Source organism: Xylophilus sp. GOD-11R, assembly GCF_033546935.1.
GTDB lineage: Bacteria > Pseudomonadota > Gammaproteobacteria > Burkholderiales > Burkholderiaceae_C > Xylophilus.
Genome location: NZ_CP137854.1, coordinates 1,340,433 through 1,366,615, shown reverse-complemented (window position 1 = coordinate 1,366,615; position 26,183 = coordinate 1,340,433). Strand labels below are relative to the sequence as shown.

The following is a 26,183-nucleotide window of genomic DNA, read 5'->3' as shown; positions in this document are numbered from 1 at the left end:
CGATCAGAAGCCGACCGACAGGTTGAACCCGGCCGTCGTCGCCGCCGTCTGAAAGCCGTGGGGTCGCGCCAGCGGCCGGCCGACGAATACGTCGTACGACACGGCTTGCCACGCACCCCGCAGGCCGAGCACGGCACCGGTCAGCGACCGGCCCACCAGGTATTGCGCCGACGTACCGCCGACCCGGCCGGTATCCACACCCAGGTAGACCTGCTGCTCGCCGGCGAACGCCAGCGCCAGGTCGTTGCGCCAGAACCAGCCGCGCTCGGCCAGCAGTGCGCTTTCGCCGTCGAAGCCGCGCACGCTGTATCGGCCACCGATGGCGAAACGGTCCTGCGGCGTGAGCGGCGTGCGGTTCCATTGCCCGCGCCAGGTGCCGGAGTAGCGCAGGCGCTGGCCGGCCGAGGTCCATGGCTTGGTGACGGCGAGGTCGGCCGTCAGCACCTTCATGCGTGACATGCCTTCGCCGAAGGGCTCTTCGGGCGCCGGCTGCGCGCCGAACGCGCCGGTGCCGCGCTTCCAGGCCAGCGCCGCGTCGATCACGCCGTCGCCGACGTATTCACGATGCGAGAAGCCGGCCTCCCAACCGGCGGTCACCCGGTGCTGCACCTCGATTTCGGTGTCGTCGATGAAGCTGGTCGAGTTGCGGTGAAAGCCGCGCAGCGAGGCGCTCAGCTTGCGTTTCGCATCACGCCAGAGCACCCGGCTCGCGCGGAGTTCGGCGGTTTCGCTCTCGCCGCCGTAGCGGTAGGTCTGGCTGGCGCCGGCCACCGATTGGAAATAGCGGTTGCGGCTTACCGTTACCCCCGCCAGCCAGTAGTCGAAGGGCACCGAATAGTGCGCCGAGGCCGAGCGCGTGCCCCGGCCGGCGCTGCCACCGAGGTCATGACCCAGGCTGAGATAGAACAGGTCGTTGAGCGTCCACCAGTTGTCGTAGGAGATCGTCGCCGTGCCCTGCCGCTTGCCGGTGGCCCGCGTGCCGCCATCGTCGGCCAACAGGTTGAGCCGCAGCGGCAGCCGCTGCTGGTAGCGCACCAGCAGGTCGCTGTTGCCCGGCGAGGCACCGTCATGTGTCGGTTCGATGCGGATGTCGGCCTGCGCCGTAGGCACCCGTTGCAGGTTTTCGAGGCCTTGCTCGACGTCGCGCAGGCGCAGCAGCTCACCGGGCCGCATCGGCAAGCCGTTCCAAAGCCCGGCACGCGGACTGCTGTCGTCGGTGAGCCGCACCTCGTGGACCACCCCGGGAATCACCGTCACCCGCAGCACGCCCTCCCGCAGCGCCTGCGGACCGACCAGCGCCCGGGTGGTGACCAGGCCCCGCGCCACCAGCGCATGCTGCAGGCGCTGCAGGACCACGTCGATACCCTGGGCGCCGAGGCAGCGGGCTATCGGGCTGTCGTGACCTTCGTCGCCGGACGCCGCCTCCACCAGCCAGTCGAAGCGGTCGGCCATGGCGCTTTCGAGCTCGATGCGATCGACGGGCCAGCATGGCGTCTCGTCGCTGGGCAACAGCCGGTCGGGAGACGGTGGTGCAGCGGCCTGCGGCCTGCCGGCGTCGGGCTGCAGGGTTTCACGGAGGTCCTTCTCGCGCGCCTGTTGACGCTGGAGCTGGCGTGTGTCCAGGTCGCTCGGCTGGGCGAACGCGGCGGGCGTCAGCAGTTCGAACGTGGCGCCGACGAGGATGACGGGCCAGATTTGTCGTAGAAAAAATGGAGTTTGTCGGAAATACGGCGCCAAAAATCACACATAAATGGAGAAAATGAATTTCTCATTCTATGGAGCACCCCAAGATAATCCGGCCGGGTTCCAAGAATTACAAACGACGCATCGGCCCGCATTTTCTGGCATTTGGCAATGGCCGCCGCCTGAATAATCAGCACCGCGGGCGGCACGATGGATCAGGCACGCGCTGCGATCTGCTCCACCAGTGCGTAGGCGCGCTGCACCGCAGGCCGCGCCCGGATATTGGTGAACCAGCGTTCGATATTCGGAAAATCAGCAAGATTTTGCTTCTGCCGTTCGTGGGGCACGATCCAGGGATAAATCGCCATGTCCGCGATCGAATAATCACCGGCAACATAATCGCGACTTTCCAAACGACGATCGAGCACGCCATAAAGCCGGGCGGTTTCCTTAATATAGCGCTCGATCGCATAAGGAATCTTTTCCGGGGCGAACGTGCCGAAATGGTGGTTCTGCCCGGCCATCGGCCCCAGCCCGCCCATCTGCCAGAACAACCATTGCGACACCTCCTGCCGGCCCCGAAGGTCGGTCGGCATAAAACGGCCGGTCTTTTCGGCGAGGTAAGTCAAGATCGCGCCCGATTCGAAGATCGACAGGGGCGCGCCACCGTCGGCGGGTTCGTCGTCGACGAGGGCCGGGATCCGGTTGTTCGGCGCGATCCGCAGAAACTCGGGCGCGAACTGCTCGCCCTTGCCGATGTTCACCGTGTGCAGGCGATACGGCAGGCCGGCCTCCTCCAGAAAAATGCTGATCTTGTGGCCGTTCGGCGTGGTCCAGTAATACAGGTCGATCATGGTGTTTTGGGGTAAGCCGCGATGAGCGAAAAACGATAGGCGCGTATCGTCGCAGACTTCGTTTTGCGGCGCCGGCCGCTGTCACCCCTCCTGATCGGAATCCCTCCCATGCCCGTCCCCAGCATCCGTTTCGGCCGTACCGGCCTCGTCGTTTCGCGCCTGGCCCTGGGCACCATGACCTTCGGCCTGCAGACCGAGGAGTCCGTGGCGCAGACCATCCTCGACAAGGCGACCGATGCCGGCATCAACCTGCTGGATGTGGCTGACGTCTACCCGCTCGGCGGTGACCAGAAGAGCGCCGGCCGCACCGAGGAAATTGTCGGCCGCTGGCTCAAGGCCGCGCCGGGCCGCCGGCAACGCAACATCGTGGCGACCAAGGCCGTGGGCGTGATGGGCCCGCTGGCCTGGGACCAGGGCGCATCGCGCAAGCACCTGCTCGACGCCATCGACGCCTCGCTGCGCCGGCTGGACACCGACTACGTCGACCTCTACCAGCTGCATTCGGACGACCCCAACACGCCGCTCGACGAAACGCTGGAGGCGCTGGACGTGATCGTGCGTTCGGGCCGGGCGCGCTACGTGGGCGTGTCCAACTTCCTGGCGTGGCGGCTGGCGCGCGCCATTGGCCGGTCGGAAACCCTTCGCCTGGTGAAATTCGTGTCGGTACAGCCGCGCTACAGCCTGCTGTTTCGCGAGATCGAACGCGAGCTGCTGCCGCTGTGCGTGGAAGAAGGCCTGGCGGTGATTCCGTACAACCCGCTGGCCGGCGGCATGCTGACCGGCAAGTACGCCAAGGGCTCGGCGCCGGCCGCCGGCACTCGCTTCACGCTGGGCACCGCCGCCGGCCGCTACCAGGACCGTTACTGGAACGACCGGGTCTTCGACGCGGTGGGCCGGCTGGAGCAGATCGCCGACGAAGCCGGCATCCCGCTGGCGACCCTGGCGGTGGCCTGGGTGATGGCGCAACCGGCGATCACCGCGCCGCTGCTCGGCGCCAGCAAGCCCGAGCAGCTCGACGCCACCATCGCGGCGGCGAGCCTCACGCTGGAGCCGGCCCTGATGAAGGAACTGGAAGAAGCGACACACGAATTCCGCATGGGCGACTCGCCGCGCTGAAGGCGCCGGGCCGCGCCGATGGCGGGCTACATGTTGTCGATCATCACCTGCCCGAAGCCCGAACAGCTGACCTGGATCGCGCCAGCCATGAGGCGGGCGAAGTCGTAGGTGACCCGCTTGCTCTCGATGGCTTTTTCCATGGCGCCGACGATCAGGTCGGCGGCCTCGGTCCAGCCCATGTGGCGCAGCATCATCTGGGCCGCGAGGATCTCGGAGCCGGGGTTCACGTAGTCCTTGCCGGCGTACTTGGGCGCCGGGCCGTGGGTGGCCTCGAACATGGCGACGGTGTCGCTCATGTTGCCGCCGGGCGCGATGCCGACGCCGCCGACCTGGGCGGACAGTGCGTCGGAAAGGTAATCGCCGTTGAGGTTGAGCGTGGCGATCACGCTGAACTCGGCCGGCCGCAGCAGGCTCTGCTGCAGGAAGGCGTCGGCCAGCGCGTCCTTCACGGTGATGTAGCGGCCGGTGCCCGGGTTCTTGAAGCGCATCCAGCGCTCGCCGTCGACCGGCTCGGCGCCGAACTCGCGCTGGGCCAGCGCATAGGCCCAGTCGCGGAAGCTGCCCTCGGTGAGCTTCATGACGTTGCCCTTGTGCACGATGGTGACGCTGGGCTTGTCGTAGTCGATGGCGTATTGCAGCGCCTTGCGCATGAGGCGTTCGGTGCCTTCGCGCGATACCGGCTTGAGGCCGATGGACGAGGTTTCCGGGAAGCGGATGTTGTTGACCCCGAAATCTTCCTGCAGGATCTTGATGAGCCGGCGGGCCTTGTCGCTGCCGGCGGCGAACTCGATGCCGGTGTAGGTGTCTTCGGAGTTCTCGCGGAAGATGGTCATGTCGGTCTTGCCCGGCTCCGCCAGCGGCGTGGGCACGCCCGGGAACCAGCGCACCGGCCGGATGCAGACGTAGAGGTCGAGCTTCTGGCGCAGGGCGATGTTGAGCGAGCCGACGCCGCTGGCCGGCAGCGCCAGCGGGCCCTTGATCGACACCACGTACTCGCGCACCGCCGCCAGGGTTTCGTCGGGCAGCAGCGCCGTTTCGCCATAGAGCCTGGCGGCCTTGGCGCCGGCGTAGACCTCCATCCAGTGGATGCGGCGCTTGCCGTCGTAGGCCTTGGCCACCGCCGCGTCGACCACCTTCTGCATGACCGGGGTGATGTCCACGCCGGTGCCGTCGCCCTCGATAAAGGGAATGATCGGCTCGTCCGGCACATTCAGTGTCTGGTCGGCATTGACCGTGATCTTCTCGCCTTGGGCAGGCACCTGGATGTGCTGGTAGGACATGGAAAAATGGCTTTCGGTGACGGGAGAGCTGGGGCTGCGGCGCTGCCCCAGCCGGCAATTTTATGTCTGAAAATTTGGCGAGCGGCCCTGTCAACCAGCCCGGCGCGGGCGGCGTTGCGATGGGACCTTCCGCTTTTGGAAGGCGGCCCTTCCCGAGAGAAACTGCAGGACTCCAACATGAAAAAACTGATAGCTACGCTCGTCGCCGGATTCCTGGTCACCGGCGCATTCGCACAGGCGCCGGCAGCTCCGAGCGCCAAGACCACCGGCGACGCCGTCGCCCCCATGGGCGAAGGCACCAAGGGCGACATGAAGGCGACCACGCCCAAGGCAAAGCACACCGCCACCAAGCACAAGAAGCACATGGACAAGACGGCCAAGTAAAGGCGTCGCTCACGGCAAAGCGCCCTCCGGGGCGCTTTTCTTTTGCATGGTCCACAATGCCGCGTCTTCGGCAACCCGCTTCTCGCGCCAGGCGCGCCACCGCGATGCAAATCCTCTCATCCCTCCCGCGACGCCTGATCGCAGCCGCCGCCCTGATCTCGGCCGCAGCCGCTCCGGCGCTGGCGCAACCCGCGCCGCAGACCGACCTGCCGCGCGTCGTCATGACCATCGGCATGTACCGCATCGACGCCCAGGTCGCCGCCACGCCGCAGGCCCGCGAGATCGGCCTGATGTTCCGCCGCGAGATGCCGCAGGCAGAAGGCATGCTGTTCGCGTTCAGCGTGCCGGCGGTGCAGTGCTTCTGGATGAAGAACACCTTGCTGCCGCTGACCGCCGCCTTCGTGGCGGACGACGGCACCATCGTCAATCTGGCCGACATGAAGCCCGAAACCACCGATTCGCACTGCTCGACCAAGCCGGTTCGTTATGTGCTGGAAATGAACCAGGGCTGGTTCGCGCATCGCGGTTTCAAGGCGGGTTCCAAGCTCGGCGGCGCGCCGTTCGAAGCGGGCCGGTGAGCGCCTTCAGGCGATGACCGGCGTGCCGACGCCGCCGCTCGTCGCCGGCACGGTGATGGTCTTGCCGACCGTCGCGGTGTAGTTGGGAAGCTTCACGCTGCTGACGAAGACGTACTGCGTCGTGATCTGCTGCGCGGTCACCGTCATGCGCAGGTAGCCGCGCTGGGTGGTGTCGCAGTAGTTCACGTCGTCGATGAGGCCCAGGCCCGCACCGATCGCCGCTGTGCCGAGTTGCGGCACGAGCGCGCTGCCGTCGATGAAAGTGGCCGTGCCGCCGAGGCCGGCCGATTCGAAACCGGTGGAGCTGACCGAGGTGCCGGCGAATTCGATGCCGACCTTCTCGCCCGCCAGGGTCGACACGTTGGTGAACCAGCCGTCGTGCGAATCGCCGGAAATGGTGACCAGGCGCTTGGCCTGCGCCTTCACGGTCTGCAGGATCGCCTCGCGCTGCGCCGGGTAGCCGTCCCATGAATCGAGGTTGTAGGGCAGGCGCAGGTTGACGGTCGGGTCGAGCAGCGCGGTCTGGGTCGGCGTCAGCGCGGCAGTGCCGCCGGCGGCGCGGGTCACCTTGGCCGTGAGGTAGTCGTTGATGGCCGCAGTGACCGTCGCCGTGCCGCCCGCGATGCCGGTGAGCACCGACGTCGGAATCCACATGCGCGCCATGATGGTCTGGTTGCCCAGCACCTGCCAGGTGGCGGTGGAGGCGCTCATGCCCGAGGTCAGCCAGGCCTGCTGCTCGGCGCTCATCATGCGGCGCGATGCATCGGGCAGCACGCCGCCGGTGCCGGGCGTCAGGCCTGCCAGGTAGCGGGCGATGCCGCCGTCGGTGTCGCCGAAGTTGTCGTACTGGCGGTCGCGGCCCTCGATGCGCGTGTCGAGCATGTGCAGCGTGAGCAGGCGGCCGAAGTCGAAGCGGCGGTAGATCTTCAGCAGGTTGGGGGTGTCCGGCGTGCGGATCGGCATCCACTCGTGATAGACCTGCGCGGCGATGTTCTTGCGCGTGGTCCAGTCGCCCTGCGTGGCCGGGTCGTGGTTCTCGGCGCCGCCCACGTAGCTGTTGTTGGCGAACTCGTGATCGTCCCAGACGGTGATCCAGGGCATGCGCGCGTGCGCGGCCTGCAGGTTCAGGTCGGATTTGTACAAGGCGTAGCGGGTCCGGTAGTCGTTCATCGTCACGATGTCGTTGGCCGGGCTGGCCACCCGGTTGCCGGGTACGCTGGTGTTGCCGTATTTGGCCGGGTCGGAGCCGTACTCGTAGATGTAGTCGCCCAGGTGCACCGCGAATTGCGCGTCGGACTGCGCGGCATCGGCGTAGGCGTGGAAGTAGCCTTCGGAGTAGAGCGCGCAGGAGAACACCGCGAAGCGGACCGAGGCCACGTCGGCCGCCGGCAGGGTGCGCGTGGTGCCGACGGTGGAACGGGTGCCGGCGGCATCGATGAATCGGTAGAAATAGTCGTTGCCGGCGGCCAGACCCGTGGCGTCGACCTTGGCGGTGAACGAGGTCGCGGCGGTGGCGCTCACCTGGCCGCTCGCCACGATCTGCGCGAAGGCGGCGTCGCGGGCGACCTGCCAGGTCAGTGCTACGTCGGCGGTGCTGTCGGGCACCTTGGCGTGGGTCCAGAGGATGACGCGGTCGGTCAATGGATCACCGCTGGCGATGCCGAAGGCGAAGGTCGCGGGCGTCGGTGGCACGGGCGCGGGAGCGGGCGCGGCCACCACGGGATCGTTGCTGCCGCCGCAGGCTGCGAGCGAGCCGGCGGCCGCCAGGGCCACGGCGCTGGACGACGACTTCACCAGGAAGTCGAGAAAGTCCCGGCGGCCCCGATTGGCGGCTTCGCGGGGATCGGCGGCGGGGAATGCGTTGCTCGGCGTCTTGTCGCTATTCATGTGGTGGCGCTCCGGTGGGGTGAGCGCCATTGGAATGCGCCGTCTGTGACAGGGGCGTGAAGAAGAATCAAGCAAGCCGTGCGTGCAGATCGGAACGGCCAAAAAAAAGCCAGCCCACGGGGGCTGGCTTCTTTCTTCGCGGCACGAGGCCGTCGAACGATCTGGCGAGATCAGGCGAAGTTGGCTTCGGCGAACTTCCAGTTGACCAGTTTGTCCAGGAAGGTCTCGACGAACTTCGGACGCAGGTTGCGGTAGTCGATGTAGTAGGCGTGTTCCCAGACGTCGACGGTCAGCAGGGCCTTGTCGGCGGAGGTCAGCGGCGTGCCGGCGGCGCCGGTGTTGACGATGTCGAGGGTGCCGTCGGTCTTCTTCACCAGCCAGGTCCAGCCCGAGCCGAAATTGCCGACCGCCGACTTCACGAAGGCTTCCTTGAACGCGGCGTAGCTGCCCCACTTGGCGGCAATAGCGTCGGCCAGTGCGCCCGAGGGCTCGCCGCCGCCGGCCGGAGCCATGCAGTTCCAGAAGAAGGTGTGGTTCCAGATCTGCGCGGAATTGTTGTAGATGCCGCCGGACGACTTCTTGACGATTTCCTCCAGGGTCATCGCCTCGAACTCGGTGCCCTTCTGCAGGTTGTTGAGGTTCACGACGTAGGCGTTGTGGTGCTTGCCGTAGTGGTACTCGAGGGTTTCCTTCGAGTAGTTCGGCTCGAGTGCGTCGAGCGCGTACGGCAGGGGCGGCAGCGTGTGTTCCATGTTTTCCTCTGTGGGAGATCGTTGTGGGGAACCACGATTGTAGGCAGCGTCGTCAATCCTTCGCAGGCGGTGGATCGACGGTCAGCGCCACGGTGCCGTCGGCGAGCGTGGCCTGCAGCCGCTGGCCGGCGTGGGTCTGGCCGACGCTGGTGACGGTGCCGCCTAAGGCGTCTTCCAGGAAGGCATAGCCACGCTGCAGCACCAGGCCGGGATCGAGCATGCGCAGCCGCAGCTCGGCCCGCTCCAGGCGCTGTCGCTGGCGGTCGATACCGGACCGCACCGCTGCCGGCAGAGCCACCTCGGCGTTGTCGCAACCCCGGCGCGCGCGGGCGATCTGTGCGCTCACCGCATGCGCCATCGACTGGCCATGGCGCTCCAGCCGCAGCCGCTGCGTGGCGACGATGGCCGAGGGCCGCGACAGGCGCGCGGCCAGGGTGTCGAGCCGCTGGCCGTGGCGGTCTAGGCGGCGCATGACGGCGGCTTCGAGGGCCTCGGTGGCCAGGTCGAGCGTACGCAACAGCATGGTGTGCTGCGGCGCCGCGAGCTCGGCCGCGGCGGTGGGCGTGGGCGCGCGCAGGTCGGCGACGAAATCGGCGATGGTGAAGTCGGTTTCGTGACCGACGCCGCTGATCACCGGAATCGGGCTCGCCGCGATGGCGCGGGCCAGCGCCTCGTCGTTGAAGGCCCAGAGGTCTTCGATCGATCCACCGCCGCGCACCAGCAGGATCAGGTCCGGCGGCGCAGGCCGATGCGCCAGCGCGGACAGCGCCGCCACCAGCTCGGCCGGCGCGCCCGCGCCCTGCACCGACGCTGGCGACACCGTCACCGACACATGCGGCGCACGCCGCGCCAGCGCGCTCAGTACGTCGTGCAGTGCCGCCGCGCCGAGCGAGGTCACCACGCCGATGTGGCGCGGCATCGAGGGCAGGGGCCGCTTGCGCTCCGCATCGAAAAGCCCCTCGGCTTCGAGCTTGGCCTTGCGCTGCAGGAACTGCTCGTACAGCCCGCCCTGCCCCACCCGCGACATCGATTCCGCGATCAGCTGCAGGTCGCCCCGCGCCTCGTACACCCCCAGCCTGCCGCGCACCTCGACCAGCTCACCGTCGCGCGGCGAGAAGTCGATCATCTGCGCCACGCGGCGGAACATCGCGCCGCGGATCTGGCCGGTCGCGTCCTTCAGCGAAAAGTAGCAGTGACCGCTGGCCGCTCGCGAAAAACCGCTGATCTCGCCGCGCACCGACACCGGGTTGAAGCGCGCGTCGAGCGCATCGGCGATGGCCCGGCAAAGCGCGCCGACGGCCCAGACGCGGGGTGCGGGAACGGAGCCGGTAGCTGCTGAAAAATTCATCGATCTGTGGAGAGAAAGCACTGGTGCGGCATGGCGGAGTTTCCAGCCGGCTTGCGCACAACGTTATCCACACGAACTGTGGGCTGCGTCTGGTGGATGGCCGCGGGGGCCGGTGACAGCCCTGGGCCATAATCGCCGCCGTCACTGGCACGGGGGATCTTCTTGTTTTCCATCATACAAGCGGCAGGTTGGCCGATCTGGCCGTTGCTGCTGTGCTCGGTTCTGGCATTGGCGCTGGTCATCGAACGCGCCATGAGCCTGCGCACCGACAAGGTCGCGCCGCCCAAGCTGCTCGACGAAGCCATCACCGTGTCGGCACGCAGCATGCCGGGGCCGGACGTGATTCGCCAGCTCGAACAGAACTCCGCGCTTGGCGAAGTGCTGGCCGCGAGCTTTCGGGTACTGGCAGACCGCCCCAACAGCACCGCCGACGACTTGCGCGCGGCCACCGAAGCCGCTGGCCGCATTGCCGCCCATCGGCTCGAACGCTACCTCGGCGCGCTGGGCACCATCGCCTCGGCCGCGCCGCTGCTGGGGCTGCTCGGCACCGTCATCGGCATGATCGAGATCTTCGGTTCGCAGACGGCCGGCAGCAGCGGCGGCGCCAACCCTGCGCAGCTGGCGCAGGGCATCTCGATCGCGCTCTACAACACCGCCTTCGGCCTGATCGTGGCGATTCCCTCGCTGATCTGCTGGCGCTACTTTCGCGGCCGGGTCGACGCACACCTGATGACGCTGGAGCTGGCGGCCGAGCGCTTCGTGCGCCACCTGGTGCAGGTTCGCCGGCTCTGAACCACCCCAGGCAGCGCCCATGAACTTCCGCTCACGGTCCCGCATGGATTTTCGCGCCGGCACGCGCGAGGAACCCGAGATCAACCTGATCCCCTTCATCGACGTGCTGCTGGTGGTCGTCATCTTCCTGATGCTGTCCACCACCTACAGCCGCTTCACCGAACTGCAGCTGCGCCTGCCGGTGGCCGACGCCCAGGCCCAGCGCGACTATCCCCGCGAAGTGCGCGTCTCCATCACCAGCGACGGCCGCATCTCCATCAATGGCAAGCAGACGGCGACCAACGCCGTAGACACGCTCGGCCGGCTGCTCGAAGCGGCCGCCACCGCGGGGCCCCAAAGCATCGTGGTGATCAGTGCCGATGCCAACGCCGCGCACCAGAACGTGATCACCGTGATGGAAGCCGCGCGCCGTGCGGGGCTCGGGCAGATCACTTTCTCCACGCAACGGCCCGGGCCGGCCAGCGGTTCGTGACACGACCTGGCCCCGCCCAGCGGCTGCAGGCGGGCTGGCAGCGCCGGGGCGTGGGAGCGCGGCTGCTCTGGCCGGTGTCGCTCGTCTACCGTTTCATCTGGTCGCTGCGACTCGGGCTCTATCGCTTCGGCGTGCTGCGTACCGAGCGCCTGCCGGTGCCGGTGGTAGTGGTGGGCAACGTGATCGCGGGCGGAGCGGGAAAAACGCCGACGGTGATCGCGCTTGTCGAGCATCTCGCGTCACGCGGCATCGCGGTCGGTGTGGTGTCGCGCGGCTACGGCCGCACGCCGCCTGAAAACGACGGCGAACACGGGTTGGAGGTCGAAGATGGCAGCGATCCGCGGGCCGTGGGAGACGAGCCGCTGCTGATCCGCCGCCGCACCGGCGTGCCGGTGTTCGTCGGCCGACGCCGTGCCGCCACGGCGCGCCGGCTGCTGGCGGCGCATCCGCAGACCAGGCTGCTGGTCTGCGACGACGGCCTGCAGCACCTGGCACTGGCACGCGATGTCGAGGTCTGCGTCTTCGACGACCGTGGCATCGGCAATGGCTGGCTGTTGCCGGCCGGCCCCTTGCGCGAACCCTGGCCGCGCGCCGTCGACCTGGTGCTGCACACCGGTCTGTCGCCGGCCTTCGCGGGCTTTCGCGGACAACGCCGGCTGGCCGATTTGGCACGGCGGTCCGATGGCGCCACCGTCGCACTGGCGTCCCTCGGATCGCAGCGGCTCGCGGCTGTCGCCGGCATCGCGCAACCCGAAGCCTTTTTCGAGATGCTGCGCGCACGCGGCCTGGTCCTGGAAGAAACCCATGCGCTGCCGGATCATGCCGATTTCGCCTCCGGCCTGCCCCCGATCGCCGCCGACACGATCGTGCTCTGCACCGAGAAAGACGCCGCCAAACTCTGGCGCCATCGGCCCGACGCACTGGCCGTGCCGTTGCGCTTCGAACTGCCGGCCGACTTCACCGCCCGCTTCGACCGACTGGTGGACGCACGGCTATCATCCGCCTCCCGCGGGCGCTGAACGTCGTCGCCTCCAGATCACCGAATTTCGAAGAAGCCCATGGACAGCAAACTCCTCGCCCTGCTGGTCTGCCCCGTCACCAAAGGCCCGCTCATCGTCGACCTCGAACGCCAGGAACTGGTGTCGCGCAGCGCTCGCCTGGCCTACCCGATCCGCGACGGCATCCCCATCCTGCTCGAAGTCGAAGCCCGTACCCTGAGCGACGAGGAACTGGGGCTGTGACCACCGGCGAGGCAACAGGCCGCGCGCCGGCTTTCACCGTCCTCATCCCCGCGCGACTGGCGTCGGTGCGGCTGCCCGACAAGCCGCTGGCCGACATCGGCGGCCTGCCGATGGTGGTGCGCGTGGCGCTGCAGGCCCAGGCGTCCGGCGCGGCGCGCACGGTGGTGGCCGCTGACAGCACGTCCATTGTCGACGCCTGTCGCGCCAATGGCGTCGAGGCCCTGCTCACCCGCGCCGATCACAGCTGCGGCAGCGACCGCCTGGCCGAGGCCTGCGACCTGCTGGCGCTGCCCGACGATGCCATCGTGGTCAACGTGCAGGGCGACGAACCCCTGATGCCGCCCGCGCTGGTCGCCGCCGTCGCCAGCCTGCTGCACCAACGGCCCGAAGCCGACATCGCCACCGCCGCGCATGCGATCGATTCAGTGCAGGACTTCCGCAATCCGAACGTCGTGAAGGTCGTCACCGACCGCAGCGGCCTGGCGCTCTACTTCAGCCGCGCGCCCATCGCCTGGCAGCGCGAGGGCAGCACGGCCGATGCGCCGGCACTGCCGTCGCCGGCACCGCTGCGCCATGTCGGCCTCTACGCTTACCGTGTCGGGTTTCTGCGCGCGTTTCCTACGCTGGAGCAGGCGCCGCTCGAAACCACCGAGGCGCTCGAGCAGTTGCGAGCACTTTGGCATGGCCGGCGGATCGCGGTCCACATTACCGAAAAAGCACCGGCCACCGGCGTCGACACGCCCGAAGATCTGGCGCGCGTGAGAGCGCTCTTCTAGGGAATCTCCCCGCTGTCGCGACCCCGGTGGTGAAGGTTTCGTGCAAGGCGTGCATGCTATCCTCGACCGCAATAGAGCACCCGGCCCCAGGTGCGCGACGGGAGCGCGCGCGGCCGGCGTCGCCAGAGATTTTTACTTTCCGAGGATTTCCATGAGACTGATTCTGCTGGGCGCGCCGGGCGCAGGAAAAGGCACGCAAGCTGCATTCATCTGCCAAAAATACGCCATTCCCCAGATCTCCACCGGCGACATGCTCCGTGCCGCCGTCAAGGCCGGCACCCCGCTCGGTCTGCAGGCCAAGGCCGTGATGGAATCCGGCGCACTGGTCAGCGACGACCTGATCATCAACCTCGTCAAGGAACGGCTGGCGCAGCCCGACTGCGACAAGGGCGTGCTGTTCGACGGCTTCCCGCGCACCATTCCGCAGGCCGACGCCATGAAGGCCGCCGGCGTCAAGCTCGATTACGTGCTCGAGATCGACGTGCCCTTCAGTGACATCGTCGAACGCATCAGCGGACGCCGTTCGCACCCCGCTTCCGGCCGCACCTACCACGTGAAGTTCGCGCCGCCCAAGGTGGAAGGCAAGGACGACGTGACCGGCGAAGACCTGATCCAGCGCGACGACGACAAGGAAGCCACGGTGCAGAAGCGTCTCGACGTGTACAGCGCCCAGACGCGCCCGCTCGTCGACTACTACGCCGGCTGGGCCGCCCAGGACGCCGCCAGTGCACCGAAGTACCGCAAGATCAGCGGCGTGGGCACGGTCGAGGAAATCACCAGCCGCGCACTCCAGGCGCTGTCGAGCTGATTCGACGCCATCAACGCGAAGCCGGCCTGGTCAGCAGGGCCAGCTGCATCGCGATTCTTGCCTTGGCCGGCTGAAGCGCCGAGCCGGGCTCGGCCGCATCGGCCGACTCCGCATCGCCCAGCGAGCACCGGCTTCCGATAGCCACCGGCACGCCCTGCCGGCGCGCCTCTTCCAAGGCAGCCTCCAGCTCGCGGTGCACCATGGCATTGCCGGTGCCCCCGACCACCAGCCCTTCGACGCCCGCCGCCAGCAGCGCCCGCACCTCGCGTCCCTGGGAGCCTGCATGGCTGACGACCCATGCCACCCACGGCATGCGCCCGCCTCCGCCAAGCCGCTCGGCCAAGGCATCGATCGATCGCGAAACGCAGGCGGCTCCCGCGCGCGGCCAGTCGCGGTCTTGCTGCAGGCCTTCGTCGGTCAGCCGGGCAACGCAACCGGCATCACCTGCCTCGAAGGCGTCGATCCGCGTGGGATGAACCTTGCGCACCTCGTGCCCGGCGAGGACCCGCCCACCGAACACCGCCAGAACGCCCCGTGCGCCCGCATGCGCGGCAACCGCAATGGCGTCCCGCAGATTGCCCGGTCCGTCCGGCGAGGCGTCGGTCGCCGGACGCATCGCACCGACCAGCACCACGGGCTTGGCCGGGTCGAGCGCCAGGTGCAGGAAGAAAGCCGTCTCCTCCAGGGTGTCGGTGCCGTGCGTGACGACGATGCCGGTCACATCGTCCTGGGCCAGCCAGAAGCGCAGGCGCTGCGCCAGTGCCAGCCAGACCGACTCTTCCATGTCCTTGCTGTCGACCTGCGCAACTTGTTCGGTGACCAGTTCGACGCCTGCCGGCACCACGATGCTTTCAGCCAGCGATGCGACCGACAGGCCGGCCGCGCGATAGCCGCGCAGCGCCGATTCGTCGCTCACGCCGGCGATGGTTCCGCCGGTTCCTAACACCAGAACTTTCATTCTCTTCGACGATGGCGCTTGCCATCACGTAAAAACTGTTTAAAAATACAGATACTGGATATCCAGACAGCCCTCCCCCGGAGAAGCCATGATCGATACGCCCGCCCTGCCCGTCAAACTCACCGCGCGCCAGCAGCAGATCCTGGAGCTGATCCAGAACGCCATCTCGCGCACCGGCGCGCCGCCCACCCGTGCCGAGATCGCTGCCGAGCTCGGCTTCAAATCGGCGAACGCGGCGGAAGAACACCTGCAGGCGCTGGCCCGAAAGGGCGCGATCGAACTGGTCAGCGGCACTTCGCGCGGCATCCGGCTCAAGCAGCAACGCACCACGGTCACCGATCGTGCCCAGCAGCTGATGCTGGCGATTCCCGGCCTGTCACAGCTTGCGCTGCCGCTCGTCGGCCGGGTCGCGGCCGGCTCGCCCATTCTGGCTCAGGAGCATGTCGATCAGACCTATCACGTCGAAGGCAGTCTGTTCCAGCATCGTCCCGACTACCTGCTCAAGGTGCGCGGCATGTCGATGCGCGACGCCGGCATCATGGACGGCGACCTGCTCGCGGTGCAGTCGACCCGCGAAGCGCGCAACGGCCAGATCGTCGTCGCCCGCCTTGGCGAAGAAGTCACCGTGAAGCGTTTTCAGCGCACCGCCCACGGCATCGAACTGCACGCCGAGAACCCCGACTACCCCACCATCATGGTGGCGCCGGACGAGCCTTTCGAGATCGAAGGCCTTGCGGTCGGCCTCATTCGAAACACCATGCTGATGTAGCCAGCTGCCGCGGTGCAAGGTGGCGGGCGTTCGACGAGGCCTCGGCAACGAGGCCTTCAGGCAACCCTCGCGCTGCGGCTTTTCGTGAATCCTGCCTGTGATCAATCGATGCGACTTTTGTCGCCATGGAGTTTGCACATGGGATTTGCCGCCTCTTCCGTTTCGTCTTCGTTCACCCGTGCCGACCGCGCATCGGGCTTCGACCAGGAACGTGCCTCGTGGCTCGCGCCGCTGTCCGACTGGATGCGCCGTCGCCTGCCGCCTTCCCGGCCCAGCTTGCGCGGTACAGCACAGCCCGGCCAGCGCATCGAGCCGGACATCGCGGCGCCAGCCACCGGCATCGTCGTGCCGTCTCGTCAACGGCCTTTGCCGGTGGTACGAGTGCTGCGCGTGGCAGACGGCGCACCGCGCCAATGCGCCGGCCGCATGGTGATCTCCGGCCGCATGGCGGACGTCTGCGCGGAACTGGATCGGCTGGCGGCCGCCGAAGTGCAGCGCCGCGGTGACCACCGGCGCAGCGCCAACTGAGACCGGCGCGCTGCCGCTACAACCAACTCCCATTGCCCAGCTACCGCAGAGGCCATCACCGGGCCGTGGCATGACGCAGGCCAGGCATTGATTCCGAGCGCCGGCCTTCGCCTGTTCGGCCGAGGCACAATCACGTGGATGAACATCGTGATCCTCGACGACTATCAGGATGCCGTGCGCAAGCTGTCGTGCGCCTCCCGACTGGACCCGTATTCCGCCAAGGTCTTCACCAATACCGTCAAGGGAATCGGCCAGCTGTCGGTTCGTTTGAAGGATGCCGATGTGATCGTGCTGATCCGCGAGCGCACGCAGATCAGCCGGCAGCTCGTCGACAAGCTGCCCAAGCTCAAGCTCATCTCGCAGACGGGCAAGGCCGGCGCGCACATCGATGTGGCGGCCTGCACCGAGCGCGGCATCGCCATCGCCGAAGGCGTGGGCTCGCCGGTGGCGCCGGCCGAGCTCACCTGGGCCCTGATCATGGCGGCCATGCGTCGGCTGCCCCAGTACATCGCCAACCTCAAGCACGGCGCGTGGCAGCAGTCGGGCCTGCGGTCGGCCTCGATGCCGGCCAATTTCGGCATCGGCGTGGTGCTGCGCGGCAAGACGCTGGGCATCTGGGGCTATGGCCGTATCGGCCAACTGCTCGCAGGCTACGGACGTGCCTTCGGCATGAACGTGCGCATCTGGGGCCGCGAGGCCTCACGCGCGCAGGCACTGGCCGACGGGCTCCAGGTGGCGACGAGCCGCCAGGAGTTCTTCGAGCAATGCGACATCGTGTCGATCAACCTGCGGCTCAACGACGAGACGCGCGGCATCGTGACGCTGGAAGACCTGTCGCGCATGAAGCCGACCGCGCTCTTCGTCAATACGTCGCGGGCCGAGCTGGTGGAGCCCGACGCGCTGATCGCCGCGCTCAACCGTGGCCGCCCCGGCATGGGCGCAGTCGATGTGTTCGAGGCCGAGCCGCCGCTGCAAGGCCATGCCCTGCTGCGCCTGGAGAACTGCATCTGCACGCCGCATATCGGCTATGTGGAGCAGGACAGCTACGAGCTCTATTTCGGCGCGGCCTTCGACAACGTCGTGAACTACATCAAGGGTTCGCCCACCAACATCCTGAACCCCGGCGCCCTGCAGGTTCGCCGCTAGGGCTTGTGCCGGCGCGTGGCCGGTAGCCGGGCATCCGGCCCCGCCGGCATCAGGTCTTGGGCTTGTTGTCCGGCGGCGGCACCGCGACGTCGAACATGTCGAAATCGATCAGGTGCGTGTCGCCAGCCGGCGGTGCGGCCGTTCGGCCCGGCGGGTCGAGATCGGGCAGGGCAATATCGTCGAGCGAGGGATGCGGCGGGTTGCTCGGAGCCGCGAAGTCCAGCGGCACACCCAGGTCGGCACCGCGTGACTCCGACGGCAACGAATAGAACGGTGGAGCGACGTTCGTCGCCATGGCCGGTTCGGGTTCGAGCACGAAGTCGACGGACGCGTTCTGCTCGCGGCCGACCGGGTCTGCCATGGCCATGGCCGAAGCGGCTCCCGCGGCCGGCATGAAGGACACGGACGACGGCGACAGCGGCGCCGACGGCGTGAAACCCGTGAGCCCCGCCGGCGGCGCGGTGAGCTTGTCACCATCGACGCCATGCGTGGCCTTGGCGATTTCGTAGAGCATCAGCAGGTCGCGGTAGGCTTCCAGCTGGAATGGTGGGTGGGAACCCTCGCCCGCATGGCGAATAAGAAAGGACTCGATCAGATCGAGCACGTCCGGGCGCGGCCAAGCCTCGGCGATGCGCTGCAGCACATCGGTGTAGCCAGACAGATCGCGCGTGGTCTTCAGGAACGAGGCGAAGGGCGGGACCTCCGCATTGAAGACCGCATTGAAGTCGCCGCGCAGCTTGCGGTAGGGATCGGTCAGGCTGAGCGTGTGGAAGAGTTTCAGCAGGTCGAGATAGGCGACCGGGCTGGTGCCGGGGTGCGAGGCGATATAGCCCTGCAGCAGCTCGATGGCCTGGTCGTACTGGCCGAGCGAGGCGAAGAAATCGGCGTTCTGCTGCACATCGGCCAGTTCGTTGGCCGACCCGCTGCGCAATTCGCGGGCCGCGCGCATGGCCGCTTCGGCCGACGTCGGCGCCAGGGGTTCGGCGCCCGGTTGACGAGACGGCGCGAAGGCAGGCTCCGAGTCGAGATGGCTGACCGGGCGTTCGGCCGAGACCGAATGGCCGATGGGCGCGCCGGCTTCCGGCGCATCCGGCGGATAGAGGTATTCGACCGGCGCGGGCTGGGTGTCGACAAAACCTTCCGCGAGCACGGTGGCGTCGGCACCGAATGCGCTGGCGTGCTGCTTCGGACGCCACCAGATGCCGCGGCGCCCGGTACGCACCCGCCAGACGACGAACGCCAGGGCGATCAGCGCGAGCACCAGCAGCGCGACGACCGGCCAGAGGATCAGCCAGGCGAGGTCGCGGCCTTGCTGCGCCTCGTTGAGCTGGACCTGCAGGTCGTTCTCGCGGCCGCGGGCCATGCGCGCGCCGTTCTGCAGGGTCTTGAGTTGCGCCTCGAGTGCCTCCACGCGTTGCTGCGCATCGTTGTCGGTGGGCGGCGCACCCTCGGTGGCATTGAGGGCGCGCCAAAGGGCAGCGGCCGTCGCGCGCTGCTCGACCGTGGTGGTCAGCGCCGGGTTCGCCATGGCATCCGACGAGCGCAGGGGAAGGTTCTGCTCCTGCACCCAATCGCCCGGCGATTGCAGTTCCAGCCGGGCACCGCCGGTGCTGCGGCCGGCATCGGCGGCAGGCGCGGCGGCGGTTTCCGGCTTCTCGACCGGCACCGGCGCCTTGCGCGGCGCCACCGGCCGTGTCGAAGAACGCGGCTTGGGCGCCGTGGACGGCGATGCACTCGGCGCCTGCGCACGGGCAGGGGCGGCAGGACGGCGTGTCGGGGCCACGGTGCCGGCCGCCTCGCGGGTCGCCGGGCGCGCAGCCTCGGGCGCGGTGACGAGCGGACGCGCGGACAAAACCGCAGGCGCCGCCGGTGCGGTCGATTCGACCGGCGAGGACGCCAGCAGCACGTATCGGCGCGAAATGGCGGTGCCGCAGCCTGCTCGCAACTGGACCGAGACGACCGGTTCATTCACCACCACGTTAGAGACCAGCTGAACCGTCGCCTGCAAGGGCTGCGGTCCTTGCCGCGCGCTCACGCGTACACGGGCCGGATCGATGCGGGTTTCACCATAGAAAAGATCGGCGGCGACGCAAGAAGAAGCCGCGTCGGCTCCAGCATCGAGCGTGATGTCGAAGCTCAGGTCGAGCACCTGGCCCACGACAGCCTCGCCACGCGACGCGCCCATCGACAGCGCGTGGGCATCGAGCGCGACCACACAGACTGCCGCACCCAACATCGACCGGAAACGATCCACCATGTTCAAACGGGCCGCGACGCTGAAACGGCGGACCTTGTCGTCAATCGCAGATGTTGTGGATGCATGGCTGGTCGGATCGGCGATTCGAGGTTAATGGCGCTGGGATTTTGTCACACGTATCAAAAAATGACAGGTCTGATAATGTGTTGTTTGAATAAAGCTGCAGCAGCACGGCAGATTCAGACCGCCCCGCAACCTCGCCCACTCTACCGATTCATGCCCGCCGACCTCCGAAGCAGCACCCATGGCCAGACCATGGTGCTCACCTTGCACAACCCCGAGTTCCGCAACGCATTGGATCCGGCCATGTACGCGGCCGGCGTCGAGGCGTTGAATGCCGCTGGCGACAACCCGGAAGTACGTTCGGTCATCCTCGTCGGCGAGGGCGACACTTTCTGTGCAGGCGGCAACCTGCAGCGCCTGCTCGCGGGCCGCGAAGGCCCGGCTGCGGCACAGGCCGAATCGGTGGATGCGCTGCATTCATGGATCGACACCATCGCCACGTTTCCCAAGCCGGTGATCGCAGCGGTGGAAGGCGCGGCCGCAGGAGCGGGCTTTTCGCTGGCGCTTGCCTGCGACTTCATCGTCGCCTCGCGCGAGGCGATATTTGCACTGTCGCATGCCAGGGTCGGCCTGACGCCGGACGGCGGCGCGACCTGGCATCTGGCGCGTTCGCTGCCGCGCCAGGCCGCCAACGAGATCGCCCTGCTGGGCGGCCGGGTCGGTGCCGAACGGCTGCAGGTGCTCGGGCTGGTCAATCGGCTCAGCGCGCCCGGCGATGCACTGGCCGACGCGCTCCCCCTGGCGCAGTCGCTCAACGAGCGGGCACCGAACGCAGTCGCGGGCACCAAGGAATTGCTGACCCTCGCATCGCAGCAGTCGCTGCCCGGCCACCTGGTGGCCGAACGCGATCTGTTCGTCGCGGCCCTGCGCCATCCCAACGCCGGCATCGGCATAAACGCATTCCTCCACAAGCAGGCGCCGGCTTTCGACTAGCTTTCGTTCTCGCTGGCGCGAACCGGGGCGGTTTCGTCGATCGCCACTTGCGCTGTAGGCGCATTTCCTTTTGTGGGCGCGAGGGCTTCCAAGACGTGGGCCGTTGGACATACTGGCCTTTTGTTCAACGGAGATTCAGATGAAAACAAACTCCCCTCGCATGCGCGGACTGATCTCGGCCATTGCACTGGCTGCGGCGAGCCTGACCCTGCCGGCCATGGCCCAGACCACCACGACCACCACCACCGATTCCACGGTGAAGACCGAACCCGCCAAGGGCACCGGCCCGGTGCAGCGCGCCGAAGACGCCACCGTGCGCGGCGCGAAGCGAGCCGGCCATGCCACCGCCAATGCCGGCCGCAAGTCGGCTGCCGCCGTGCGCCACACCGGCGAGAAGATCGGCTCCAAGCTGCCGCCCGGCCCCAACGATCCCAAGCCGGCCAACTGAGCGGCGGCGCTCCTGTCGGCCCGCTTCGGCGGGCTTTTTTATGGCGGTGGCCAAAGTGGACCCGTCCTACGCACGGTCCGCGAGGCCGCGCCCATACTGAAACTTTTCCGCATCCATCCAACCAACGGAGTTCCAGGACATGAGCATCGACGAATCCGAGGACACCAGCCTTTTCGGCAAAAGCACCAGCACCACCGGCGTCGACCCGGACGGCGTGGTCGGCAAGGCAGCCGCCAGCGCGCACGAAAAAGTGGACCGTGCCGCGGCCAGCGCACAGAGCGCCTTCGACTGCGCGCACGACTACCTCGACAAGGCCGTCGAGGCGCCGCGCAACGTCATTCGCGACAACCCGGTCGCATCCGTGGTTCTGGCGCTGGCTGTCGGTTTTCTGTGGGGTCGCCTCGGCGCTTCGCACGACTGAACAGCGCCGGCTGACTGAAAAAGCCCCGCAGGTGTCGCACCTGCGGGGCTTTTCACATGAAAACGACGAAAAGGTGTGAAGCGGGCTTTAGTCGCCCACCGGCTCCGGCTGCACCACGCGCTCGCCCTCCTCGTCGAAAGGCACTCCCGCCGGCTCGACCAGGCCTTCGCCCGGCACCGGCGCTTCCGCCTGTTCCTGCAGATCGTCGGGATCGATGTCCTCAGGGTCCTCCGCATCGGGCGCGGCCTGCGGGAACTCGGGGTTTCCTGGATGGTTGTTCATGGCTCGTTCTCCTTTTCTTGAGCAACTGGAGAGCCATTCTGCGACCGTCCGGCCGCGCAGGTGTATGCGGTTGCGTGTGGTTTCGACCGCGTGCCTTCAGCGCTTGGCCGAAGGCTTGACGCGAGGCCGCGAGCCGTTGTCGCGCGGCGGCAGGCCGGTGTGCTGCGTGAGGAGGCGGCCGGCCCGCGGCGGTTCCACCGCCTGCACCTTGCGGGCGCCGGACGGACGCGTCACGGCGGGCGTGGAGTTCTTGCGGCGTGCGCTCTGGTAGCCGTCGTCGGTCAGCGGCTGGAAGGTCGGGATCAGGTGGTGCTTGCCGTTGCCGATGAGGTCGGCGCGGCCCATGGTCTTGAGCGCTTCGCGCAGCAGCGGCCAGTTCTTGGGGTCGTGGTAGCGCAGGAATGCCTTGTGCAGCCGGCGGCGGCGCTCACCCCGCACGATGTCGACCGATTCGCTGTCGCGGCCGATCCGGCGCAGCGGGTTCTTGCCGCTGTGGTACATGGCCGTGGCGGTGGCCATGGGGCTGGGGTAGAAGGTCTGCACCTGGTCGGCGCGAAAGCCGTTGCGCTTGAGCCAGAGCGCGAGGTTCATCATGTCCTCGTCGCTCGTGCCCGGATGCGCGGCGATGAAGTACGGAATGAGGAACTGCTTCTTGCCGACCTCTTCCGAGAACTTCTCGAACATCTGCTTGAACTTGTCATAGCTGCCGATGCCCGGCTTCATCATCTTGGAGAGCGGGCCGCCCTCGGTGTGCTCGGGAGCGATCTTGAGATAGCCGCCCACGTGGTGCTGCACCAGCTCCTTCACGTATTCCGGGCTCTGCACCGCCAGGTCATAGCGCAGGCCGGAGCCGATCAGGATCTTCTTGATGCCGCGCAACGCGCGGGCGCGCCGGTAGATCTTGACCAGCGGGCCGTGGTCGGTGTGCAGGTTGCTGCAGATGCCGGGATAAACGCAGCTCGGCTTGCGACAGGCCGCCTCGATCTCGGGCGATTTGCAGCCCAGCCGGTACATGTTGGCGGTGGGGCCGCCCAGATCGGAGATGACGCCGGTGAAGCCTGCCACCTTGTCGCGGATGTCCTCCACCTCGCGGATGATGGATTCCTCGGACCGGCTCTGGATGATGCGGCCCTCGTGCTCGGTGATGGAGCAGAAGGTGCAGCCACCGAAGCAGCCCCGCATGATATTCACGCTGAAGCGGATCATTTCCCATGCAGGGATCTTGGTCGCGCCGTCGTGGCTGCCGTTCTCGTCGGCGTAGCGCGGATGCGGACTGCGGGCGTAGGGCAGGTCGAACACGTAGTCCATCTCGGCCGTGGTCAGCGGGATGGGTGGCGGATTGATCCACACGTCGCGCCCGGTCGTGCCTTCGCCGTGCGCCTGCACCAGCGCGCGGGCGTTGCCGGGGTTGGTTTCCAGGTGCAGCACCCGGTTGGCGTGGGCGTAGAGCACCGGGTCGGATTTCACCCGCTCGAAGCTCGGCAGGCGGATCACGCTGCGGTTGCGCGCCGGCACCTTGAGCTTGATCGACGGGTTGGCGACGAAGGTCATGGTCTTGACCGTCGGGTCCGCCGGACGGGGCATGGTCACCGAAACCGGCATCGGCGCGCCGCTCTCGGCAGCCTTTGCCACCGCCTGGGCCTCGTCCTCGCGGGCACAGGTCGCGCCCTGCTCCTTGGCCTGCTCCGACACCATCAGGTACGGGTTGACGTGAGCCTCGACGCGGCCGGGTTGGTCGATCTCGGTCGAATCGATCTCGAACCATTCGTCGGCCGGCTGGTGGCGGCGCACGAAGGCGGTTCCGCGCACGTCGGTGATGTTCTCGACCGGCTCGCGGGCGGCCAGGCGGTGCGCCACTTCGACGATGGCGCGTTCGGCGTTGCCGTAAAGCAGCAGGTCGCACTTGGCATCGACCACGATGCTGCGGCGCACCTTGTCGGACCAGTAGTCGTAGTGGGCGATGCGGCGCAGGCTGCCTTCGATGCCGCCGAGCACGATGGGCACGTCGTTGAAGGCCTCGCGGCAGCGCTGCGAATAGACGATGGCGGCGCGGTCGGGCCGCGCGCCGCCGACGTCTCCGGGGGTGTAGGCATCGTCGCTGCGGATCTTCCGGTCGGCGGTGTACCGGTTGATCATCGAATCCATGTTGCCCGCAGTCACCCCGAAGAACAGGTTGGGCTTGCCGAGCGCGCGGAAGGGCTCGGCGCTCTGCCAGTCGGGCTGGGCGATGATGCCTACGCGAAAACCCTGCGCCTCGAGCACCCGGCCGATGACCGACATACCGAAGCTCGGATGGTCGACGTAGGCGTCGCCCGAGACCACGATGATGTCGCAACTGTCCCAGCCGAGCGCCGCCATCTCCTCGCGCGAGGTCGGCAGGAATTTCGCGGTGCCGAAGCGATGCGCCCAGTACTTGCGGTAGCTGGTGATCGGTTTTGCGGCGCGCGCGAAAAAGGAAACGTCGACGGGGGCGTTCATCGTGGCTTTCGGGGGGAACCGACGATTTTAAGGGGTGACCCCTAACACCTGCGAACAAAAGGACAAAGGCCGTGGTCGGGGGACCACGGCCTCGCCTCTTCAGGAGAGAAAGTCGCTCAGCGCACCAGCACGACCTGGCCGCGGATTTCGCCGCCCGGGTACTTGGCGGTGTGGATATTGATGTACCACTTGCCGGCGAGCAGATCCTGCACCTGGGCCGGGGTGATGGCGGCCTCGCCCTCGAAGCCTGGCGAGGGAATCGGCATCTTGAACGGCACCACGACACCGGCATTAGCGCCCGGATCGGCCGGGCCGTGGAAGTGCGCCATCGTGGCCGGGCCGGAAAGGCCGGAATATTCCACCTTCCATTTCAGGCCACCGGTGTCCTTGTTGAGCCAGACCTGCGCGGTGCCCTGCCCCATCGACACCGTGGGCGGCACTTCGGCCTCCGGCGAGAGCCGGGCCTGCATGACGGAGGTATTGGCCGTGACCGCTGCGCAGCCGGCCGCGAGGGCGACGGTGGCGACTGTGACGAGGCCTAGAGCGGCGCGACGGAATTTCTGCATGTGTTGTCCTTGGTCTATTCGATGGAAAGTCCCGGGTCTGACCCAGGCGCGGAGCCATCTTGAGCGGCGCCGTCAGCCCTTCTGAAACAGACTGCAACGAATTCCGCTCGACGAGGATAATCACCAGATGCCCGCATTGCCGCCGCCGACCGCTCCTGCCGAAAAGGTACCGGCGCCCGCCTCGCTCGCCGAGCTCTTCCTGGCCTTCAACTGGCTGGCCCTGCAGGGTTTCGGCGGCGTGCTGGCCGTGGTCCAGCGGGAACTGGTCGAACGCAAACGCTGGATGACGCTCGACGAATTCGTCGAGGACTGGGCCGTGGCGCAAGTGATGCCCGGGCCGAACGTGATCAATCTGGGGCTGATGCTCGGCGACCGCTTCTTCGGCTGGCGCGGCGCGGTGGTCGCGCTGCTGGGCCTGCTCACCGTGCCGCTGGTGCTGGTGCTGTGCCTGGGGCTGGTGTACAGCCACTACCAGCAGCATCCACAGGTGGCGGGCGCGCTGCGCGCGATGTCGGCGGTGGCCGCCGGGCTGATCATGGCCACCGGCCTGAAGTTGCTGCCGGCGCTGCGCAAGCATCCGCTGGGCGTTCCGCTGTGCGGCGGATTGGCCCTCGTCGCCTTTGTCGCGGTGGCCTTGCTGCGCGTTCCCTTGATGGGCGTGCTGATCGTCGTCGGCGGCGTTTCGTGCGTGCTGACCTGGCGCAAGTTGAAGCCATGAGCACCAGCCTGTCGCCCGCCGACTGGGTCGCGCTTTTCGGCCAGTACCTGCTGCTGTCGCTGCTGTCGGTGAGCGGCGCCATCGGCACCGTGCCCGACATGCACCGCTACCTGGTCGACCAGCACGGCTGGTTGAGCGACCTGCAGTTCAACGCCTCCATCACCATCGCGCAATCGGCGCCGGGCCCCAATGTGCTTTTCGTGGCGCTGATGGGCTGGAACGTCGGGCTCAATGCCGGCGGCGGCCTCGCCGGCGGGCCGCACGCGTGGGCGCTGGGCCTGCTCGGTTTGACGATCACCATGGGCGGCATTCTGTTGCCCAGCAGTCTCATCACCTACAACGCGGCGCGCTGGGGCCAGCGCAACCGTCACCGCCGATCGGTGCGCGCGTTCAAGCAGGGCATGACGCCGTTGGTGATCGGCCTGCTGCTGTCCACCGGCTGGATCCTGGTGCGCAACGGCGCCAGCGAGCAGAACCCGTGGGGCGCCTGGGCGGTGGCGTTGGTGAGCGCCCTGCTGGTGTGGCGCACCCGCATCCACCTGCTGTGGTTGCTGGGCGCGGGTGCGGTGGCCGGGGCTTTCGGCCTGGTCTGACGGCGCCCGGCGCAAAGCCCCGGCGCCGCGCTGCGGGGTACCGGCGGCTGCG

At 67.6% G+C, this 26,183-nt stretch carries 28 protein-coding genes; 17 read left to right on the top strand and 11 right to left on the bottom strand.

The window, feature by feature from the left end:
* Positions 1 to 3: 3 nt before the first annotated feature.
* Both R9X41_RS06215 and R9X41_RS06210 read right to left on the bottom strand, forming a co-directional pair.
* Positions 4 to 1,737, bottom strand: a complete 1,734-nt coding sequence (locus tag R9X41_RS06215) for a ShlB/FhaC/HecB family hemolysin secretion/activation protein (protein WP_318634010.1) — start codon at positions 1,735 to 1,737, stop codon at positions 4 to 6.
* Between the two features lie 161 nt (positions 1,738 to 1,898).
* A complete protein-coding gene (locus R9X41_RS06210; protein WP_318634009.1) occupies positions 1,899 to 2,537 on the bottom strand; it encodes a glutathione S-transferase N-terminal domain-containing protein in 639 nt (212 codons plus the stop codon).
* Positions 2,538 to 2,645: 108 nt separating this feature from the next.
* Between R9X41_RS06210 and R9X41_RS06205 the strand changes: the two genes are divergently transcribed.
* Complete coding sequence (locus tag R9X41_RS06205) at positions 2,646 to 3,653, top strand: aldo/keto reductase (RefSeq protein ID WP_318634008.1); 1,008 nt, start codon at positions 2,646 to 2,648, stop codon at positions 3,651 to 3,653.
* A gap of 26 nt (positions 3,654 to 3,679) precedes the next feature.
* Here the strand turns inward: R9X41_RS06205 and icd are convergent, their stop codons facing one another.
* Entirely contained in the window at positions 3,680 to 4,933 is a 1,254-nt protein-coding gene (icd, locus tag R9X41_RS06200; protein ID WP_318634007.1) for an NADP-dependent isocitrate dehydrogenase, read from the bottom strand.
* A 177-nt stretch (positions 4,934 to 5,110) separates the two neighbouring features.
* On the opposite strand from icd, the gene R9X41_RS06195 reads away from it, so the two are divergent.
* Both R9X41_RS06195 and R9X41_RS06190 read left to right on the top strand, forming a co-directional pair.
* Positions 5,111 to 5,317, top strand: a complete 207-nt coding sequence (locus tag R9X41_RS06195) for a hypothetical protein (RefSeq protein WP_318634006.1) — start codon at positions 5,111 to 5,113, stop codon at positions 5,315 to 5,317.
* Between the two features lie 104 nt (positions 5,318 to 5,421).
* Positions 5,422 to 5,895 (top strand): DUF192 domain-containing protein, encoded by a 474-nt coding sequence (locus tag R9X41_RS06190; RefSeq protein WP_318634005.1) that lies wholly within the window; start codon positions 5,422 to 5,424, stop codon positions 5,893 to 5,895.
* A gap of 6 nt (positions 5,896 to 5,901) precedes the next feature.
* On the opposite strand, the gene R9X41_RS06185 is transcribed toward R9X41_RS06190, so the two are convergent.
* From R9X41_RS06185 to xseA, 3 genes are all read right to left on the bottom strand, one after another.
* Positions 5,902 to 7,782 carry an alkaline phosphatase D family protein gene (locus R9X41_RS06185; RefSeq protein ID WP_318634004.1) on the bottom strand — a complete coding sequence of 627 codons (1,881 nt, stop codon included), beginning with the start codon at positions 7,780 to 7,782 and terminating at the stop codon, positions 5,902 to 5,904.
* A gap of 170 nt (positions 7,783 to 7,952) precedes the next feature.
* Positions 7,953 to 8,534 carry a superoxide dismutase gene (locus tag R9X41_RS06180; protein ID WP_318634003.1) on the bottom strand — a complete coding sequence of 194 codons (582 nt, stop codon included), beginning with the start codon at positions 8,532 to 8,534 and terminating at the stop codon, positions 7,953 to 7,955.
* Between the two features lie 52 nt (positions 8,535 to 8,586).
* A complete protein-coding gene (xseA, locus tag R9X41_RS06175; protein WP_318634002.1) occupies positions 8,587 to 9,882 on the bottom strand; it encodes an exodeoxyribonuclease VII large subunit in 1,296 nt (431 codons plus the stop codon).
* A gap of 162 nt (positions 9,883 to 10,044) precedes the next feature.
* Here xseA and R9X41_RS06170 point away from each other — a divergent pair, with 162 nt between their 5' ends.
* From R9X41_RS06170 to adk, 6 genes are all read left to right on the top strand, one after another.
* Complete coding sequence (locus R9X41_RS06170; RefSeq protein ID WP_318634001.1) at positions 10,045 to 10,674, top strand: MotA/TolQ/ExbB proton channel family protein; 630 nt, start codon at positions 10,045 to 10,047, stop codon at positions 10,672 to 10,674.
* 43 nt (positions 10,675 to 10,717) lie between these two features.
* A complete protein-coding gene (locus tag R9X41_RS06165; protein WP_318635163.1) occupies positions 10,718 to 11,146 on the top strand; it encodes an ExbD/TolR family protein in 429 nt (142 codons plus the stop codon).
* Positions 11,143 to 12,165 (top strand): tetraacyldisaccharide 4'-kinase, encoded by a 1,023-nt coding sequence (gene lpxK, locus R9X41_RS06160; protein ID WP_318634000.1) that lies wholly within the window; start codon positions 11,143 to 11,145, stop codon positions 12,163 to 12,165. Before R9X41_RS06165 ends, lpxK begins: the two co-directional genes overlap by 4 nt.
* Positions 12,166 to 12,204: 39 nt before the next feature.
* Positions 12,205 to 12,387: a Trm112 family protein gene (locus tag R9X41_RS06155; protein WP_318633999.1), complete on the top strand. Its 183-nt coding sequence runs from the start codon at positions 12,205 to 12,207 to the stop codon at positions 12,385 to 12,387.
* A complete protein-coding gene (gene kdsB, locus R9X41_RS06150; protein WP_318633998.1) occupies positions 12,384 to 13,163 on the top strand; it encodes a 3-deoxy-manno-octulosonate cytidylyltransferase in 780 nt (259 codons plus the stop codon). The genes R9X41_RS06155 and kdsB overlap by 4 nt, the downstream gene beginning before the upstream one ends.
* 151 nt (positions 13,164 to 13,314) lie before the next feature.
* Positions 13,315 to 13,971, top strand: coding sequence for an adenylate kinase (adk, locus tag R9X41_RS06145; protein ID WP_318633997.1), 657 nt, complete (start codon positions 13,315 to 13,317; stop codon positions 13,969 to 13,971).
* 10 nt (positions 13,972 to 13,981) lie between these two features.
* Here the strand turns inward: adk and R9X41_RS06140 are convergent, their stop codons facing one another.
* On the bottom strand, positions 13,982 to 14,887 hold the full coding sequence (locus tag R9X41_RS06140; RefSeq protein ID WP_318633996.1) for an asparaginase: 906 nt from the start codon (positions 14,885 to 14,887) through the stop codon (positions 13,982 to 13,984).
* A gap of 130 nt (positions 14,888 to 15,017) precedes the next feature.
* Here R9X41_RS06140 and lexA point away from each other — a divergent pair, with 130 nt between their 5' ends.
* From lexA to R9X41_RS06125, 3 genes are all read left to right on the top strand, one after another.
* Entirely contained in the window at positions 15,018 to 15,698 is a 681-nt protein-coding gene (gene lexA, locus R9X41_RS06135) for a transcriptional repressor LexA (protein ID WP_318633995.1), read from the top strand.
* Positions 15,699 to 15,836: 138 nt separating this feature from the next.
* Positions 15,837 to 16,226, top strand: coding sequence for a hypothetical protein (locus R9X41_RS06130; protein WP_318633994.1), 390 nt, complete (start codon positions 15,837 to 15,839; stop codon positions 16,224 to 16,226).
* Between the two features lie 138 nt (positions 16,227 to 16,364).
* On the top strand, positions 16,365 to 17,372 hold the full coding sequence (locus R9X41_RS06125; RefSeq protein ID WP_318633993.1) for a D-2-hydroxyacid dehydrogenase family protein: 1,008 nt from the start codon (positions 16,365 to 16,367) through the stop codon (positions 17,370 to 17,372).
* A 49-nt stretch (positions 17,373 to 17,421) separates the two neighbouring features.
* Here R9X41_RS06125 and R9X41_RS06120 read toward each other — a convergent pair whose 3' ends face one another.
* On the bottom strand, positions 17,422 to 19,629 hold the full coding sequence (locus R9X41_RS06120; RefSeq protein WP_318633992.1) for a hypothetical protein: 2,208 nt from the start codon (positions 19,627 to 19,629) through the stop codon (positions 17,422 to 17,424).
* 216 nt (positions 19,630 to 19,845) lie between these two features.
* Here R9X41_RS06120 and R9X41_RS06115 point away from each other — a divergent pair, with 216 nt between their 5' ends.
* From R9X41_RS06115 to R9X41_RS06105, 3 genes are all read left to right on the top strand, one after another.
* Positions 19,846 to 20,625 carry an oxepin-CoA hydrolase, alternative type gene (locus R9X41_RS06115; RefSeq protein WP_318633991.1) on the top strand — a complete coding sequence of 260 codons (780 nt, stop codon included), beginning with the start codon at positions 19,846 to 19,848 and terminating at the stop codon, positions 20,623 to 20,625.
* 139 nt (positions 20,626 to 20,764) lie between these two features.
* Positions 20,765 to 21,073 carry a hypothetical protein gene (locus tag R9X41_RS06110; protein ID WP_318633990.1) on the top strand — a complete coding sequence of 103 codons (309 nt, stop codon included), beginning with the start codon at positions 20,765 to 20,767 and terminating at the stop codon, positions 21,071 to 21,073.
* 139 nt (positions 21,074 to 21,212) lie between these two features.
* Positions 21,213 to 21,494, top strand: coding sequence for a hypothetical protein (locus R9X41_RS06105; protein ID WP_318633989.1), 282 nt, complete (start codon positions 21,213 to 21,215; stop codon positions 21,492 to 21,494).
* Between the two features lie 87 nt (positions 21,495 to 21,581).
* Here R9X41_RS06105 and R9X41_RS06100 read toward each other — a convergent pair whose 3' ends face one another.
* The 3 genes from R9X41_RS06100 to R9X41_RS06090 all read right to left on the bottom strand — a co-directional run bounded on the left by R9X41_RS06100 (position 21,582) and on the right by R9X41_RS06090 (position 24,820).
* Positions 21,582 to 21,776 carry a hypothetical protein gene (locus tag R9X41_RS06100; protein WP_318633988.1) on the bottom strand — a complete coding sequence of 65 codons (195 nt, stop codon included), beginning with the start codon at positions 21,774 to 21,776 and terminating at the stop codon, positions 21,582 to 21,584.
* A 96-nt stretch (positions 21,777 to 21,872) separates the two neighbouring features.
* A complete protein-coding gene (locus tag R9X41_RS06095) occupies positions 21,873 to 24,254 on the bottom strand; it encodes a YgiQ family radical SAM protein (RefSeq protein WP_318633987.1) in 2,382 nt (793 codons plus the stop codon).
* A gap of 116 nt (positions 24,255 to 24,370) precedes the next feature.
* The gene (locus R9X41_RS06090; RefSeq protein WP_318633986.1) at positions 24,371 to 24,820 is read right to left on the bottom strand and encodes a CHRD domain-containing protein; all 450 of its coding nucleotides are present in this window, start codon (positions 24,818 to 24,820) and stop codon (positions 24,371 to 24,373) included.
* 127 nt (positions 24,821 to 24,947) lie between these two features.
* Here R9X41_RS06090 and R9X41_RS06085 point away from each other — a divergent pair, with 127 nt between their 5' ends.
* Entirely contained in the window at positions 24,948 to 25,538 is a 591-nt protein-coding gene (locus tag R9X41_RS06085) for a chromate transporter (RefSeq protein ID WP_318633985.1), read from the top strand.
* The gene (locus R9X41_RS06080) at positions 25,535 to 26,131 is read left to right on the top strand and encodes a chromate transporter (RefSeq protein ID WP_318633984.1); all 597 of its coding nucleotides are present in this window, start codon (positions 25,535 to 25,537) and stop codon (positions 26,129 to 26,131) included. Before R9X41_RS06085 ends, R9X41_RS06080 begins: the two co-directional genes overlap by 4 nt.
* The last annotated feature ends 52 nt before the right edge of the window (positions 26,132 to 26,183 follow it).

Coding starts and splice junctions, on each gene's coding strand:
- R9X41_RS06100 (WP_318633988.1), bottom strand. CDS start 21,776: ATGAACAACCATCCAGGAAACCCCGAGTTCCCGCAGGCCGCGCCCGAT.
- R9X41_RS06080 (WP_318633984.1), top strand. CDS start 25,535: ATGAGCACCAGCCTGTCGCCCGCCGACTGGGTCGCGCTTTTCGGCCAG.
- R9X41_RS06125 (WP_318633993.1), top strand. CDS start 16,365: ATGAACATCGTGATCCTCGACGACTATCAGGATGCCGTGCGCAAGCTG.
- R9X41_RS06165 (WP_318635163.1), top strand. CDS start 10,718: ATGGATTTTCGCGCCGGCACGCGCGAGGAACCCGAGATCAACCTGATC.
- R9X41_RS06185 (WP_318634004.1), bottom strand. CDS start 7,782: ATGAATAGCGACAAGACGCCGAGCAACGCATTCCCCGCCGCCGATCCC.
- R9X41_RS06205 (WP_318634008.1), top strand. CDS start 2,646: ATGCCCGTCCCCAGCATCCGTTTCGGCCGTACCGGCCTCGTCGTTTCG.
- R9X41_RS06155 (WP_318633999.1), top strand. CDS start 12,205: ATGGACAGCAAACTCCTCGCCCTGCTGGTCTGCCCCGTCACCAAAGGC.
- R9X41_RS06190 (WP_318634005.1), top strand. CDS start 5,422: ATGCAAATCCTCTCATCCCTCCCGCGACGCCTGATCGCAGCCGCCGCC.
- R9X41_RS06180 (WP_318634003.1), bottom strand. CDS start 8,534: ATGGAACACACGCTGCCGCCCCTGCCGTACGCGCTCGACGCACTCGAG.
- adk (WP_318633997.1), top strand. CDS start 13,315: ATGAGACTGATTCTGCTGGGCGCGCCGGGCGCAGGAAAAGGCACGCAA.
- R9X41_RS06105 (WP_318633989.1), top strand. CDS start 21,213: ATGAGCATCGACGAATCCGAGGACACCAGCCTTTTCGGCAAAAGCACC.
- R9X41_RS06110 (WP_318633990.1), top strand. CDS start 20,765: ATGAAAACAAACTCCCCTCGCATGCGCGGACTGATCTCGGCCATTGCA.
- R9X41_RS06085 (WP_318633985.1), top strand. CDS start 24,948: ATGCCCGCATTGCCGCCGCCGACCGCTCCTGCCGAAAAGGTACCGGCG.
- R9X41_RS06195 (WP_318634006.1), top strand. CDS start 5,111: ATGAAAAAACTGATAGCTACGCTCGTCGCCGGATTCCTGGTCACCGGC.
- R9X41_RS06120 (WP_318633992.1), bottom strand. CDS start 19,629: ATGGTGGATCGTTTCCGGTCGATGTTGGGTGCGGCAGTCTGTGTGGTC.
- xseA (WP_318634002.1), bottom strand. CDS start 9,882: ATGAATTTTTCAGCAGCTACCGGCTCCGTTCCCGCACCCCGCGTCTGG.
- R9X41_RS06210 (WP_318634009.1), bottom strand. CDS start 2,537: ATGATCGACCTGTATTACTGGACCACGCCGAACGGCCACAAGATCAGC.
- R9X41_RS06090 (WP_318633986.1), bottom strand. CDS start 24,820: ATGCAGAAATTCCGTCGCGCCGCTCTAGGCCTCGTCACAGTCGCCACC.
- R9X41_RS06095 (WP_318633987.1), bottom strand. CDS start 24,254: ATGAACGCCCCCGTCGACGTTTCCTTTTTCGCGCGCGCCGCAAAACCG.
- lexA (WP_318633995.1), top strand. CDS start 15,018: ATGATCGATACGCCCGCCCTGCCCGTCAAACTCACCGCGCGCCAGCAG.
- R9X41_RS06130 (WP_318633994.1), top strand. CDS start 15,837: ATGGGATTTGCCGCCTCTTCCGTTTCGTCTTCGTTCACCCGTGCCGAC.
- R9X41_RS06115 (WP_318633991.1), top strand. CDS start 19,846: ATGCCCGCCGACCTCCGAAGCAGCACCCATGGCCAGACCATGGTGCTC.
- icd (WP_318634007.1), bottom strand. CDS start 4,933: ATGTCCTACCAGCACATCCAGGTGCCTGCCCAAGGCGAGAAGATCACG.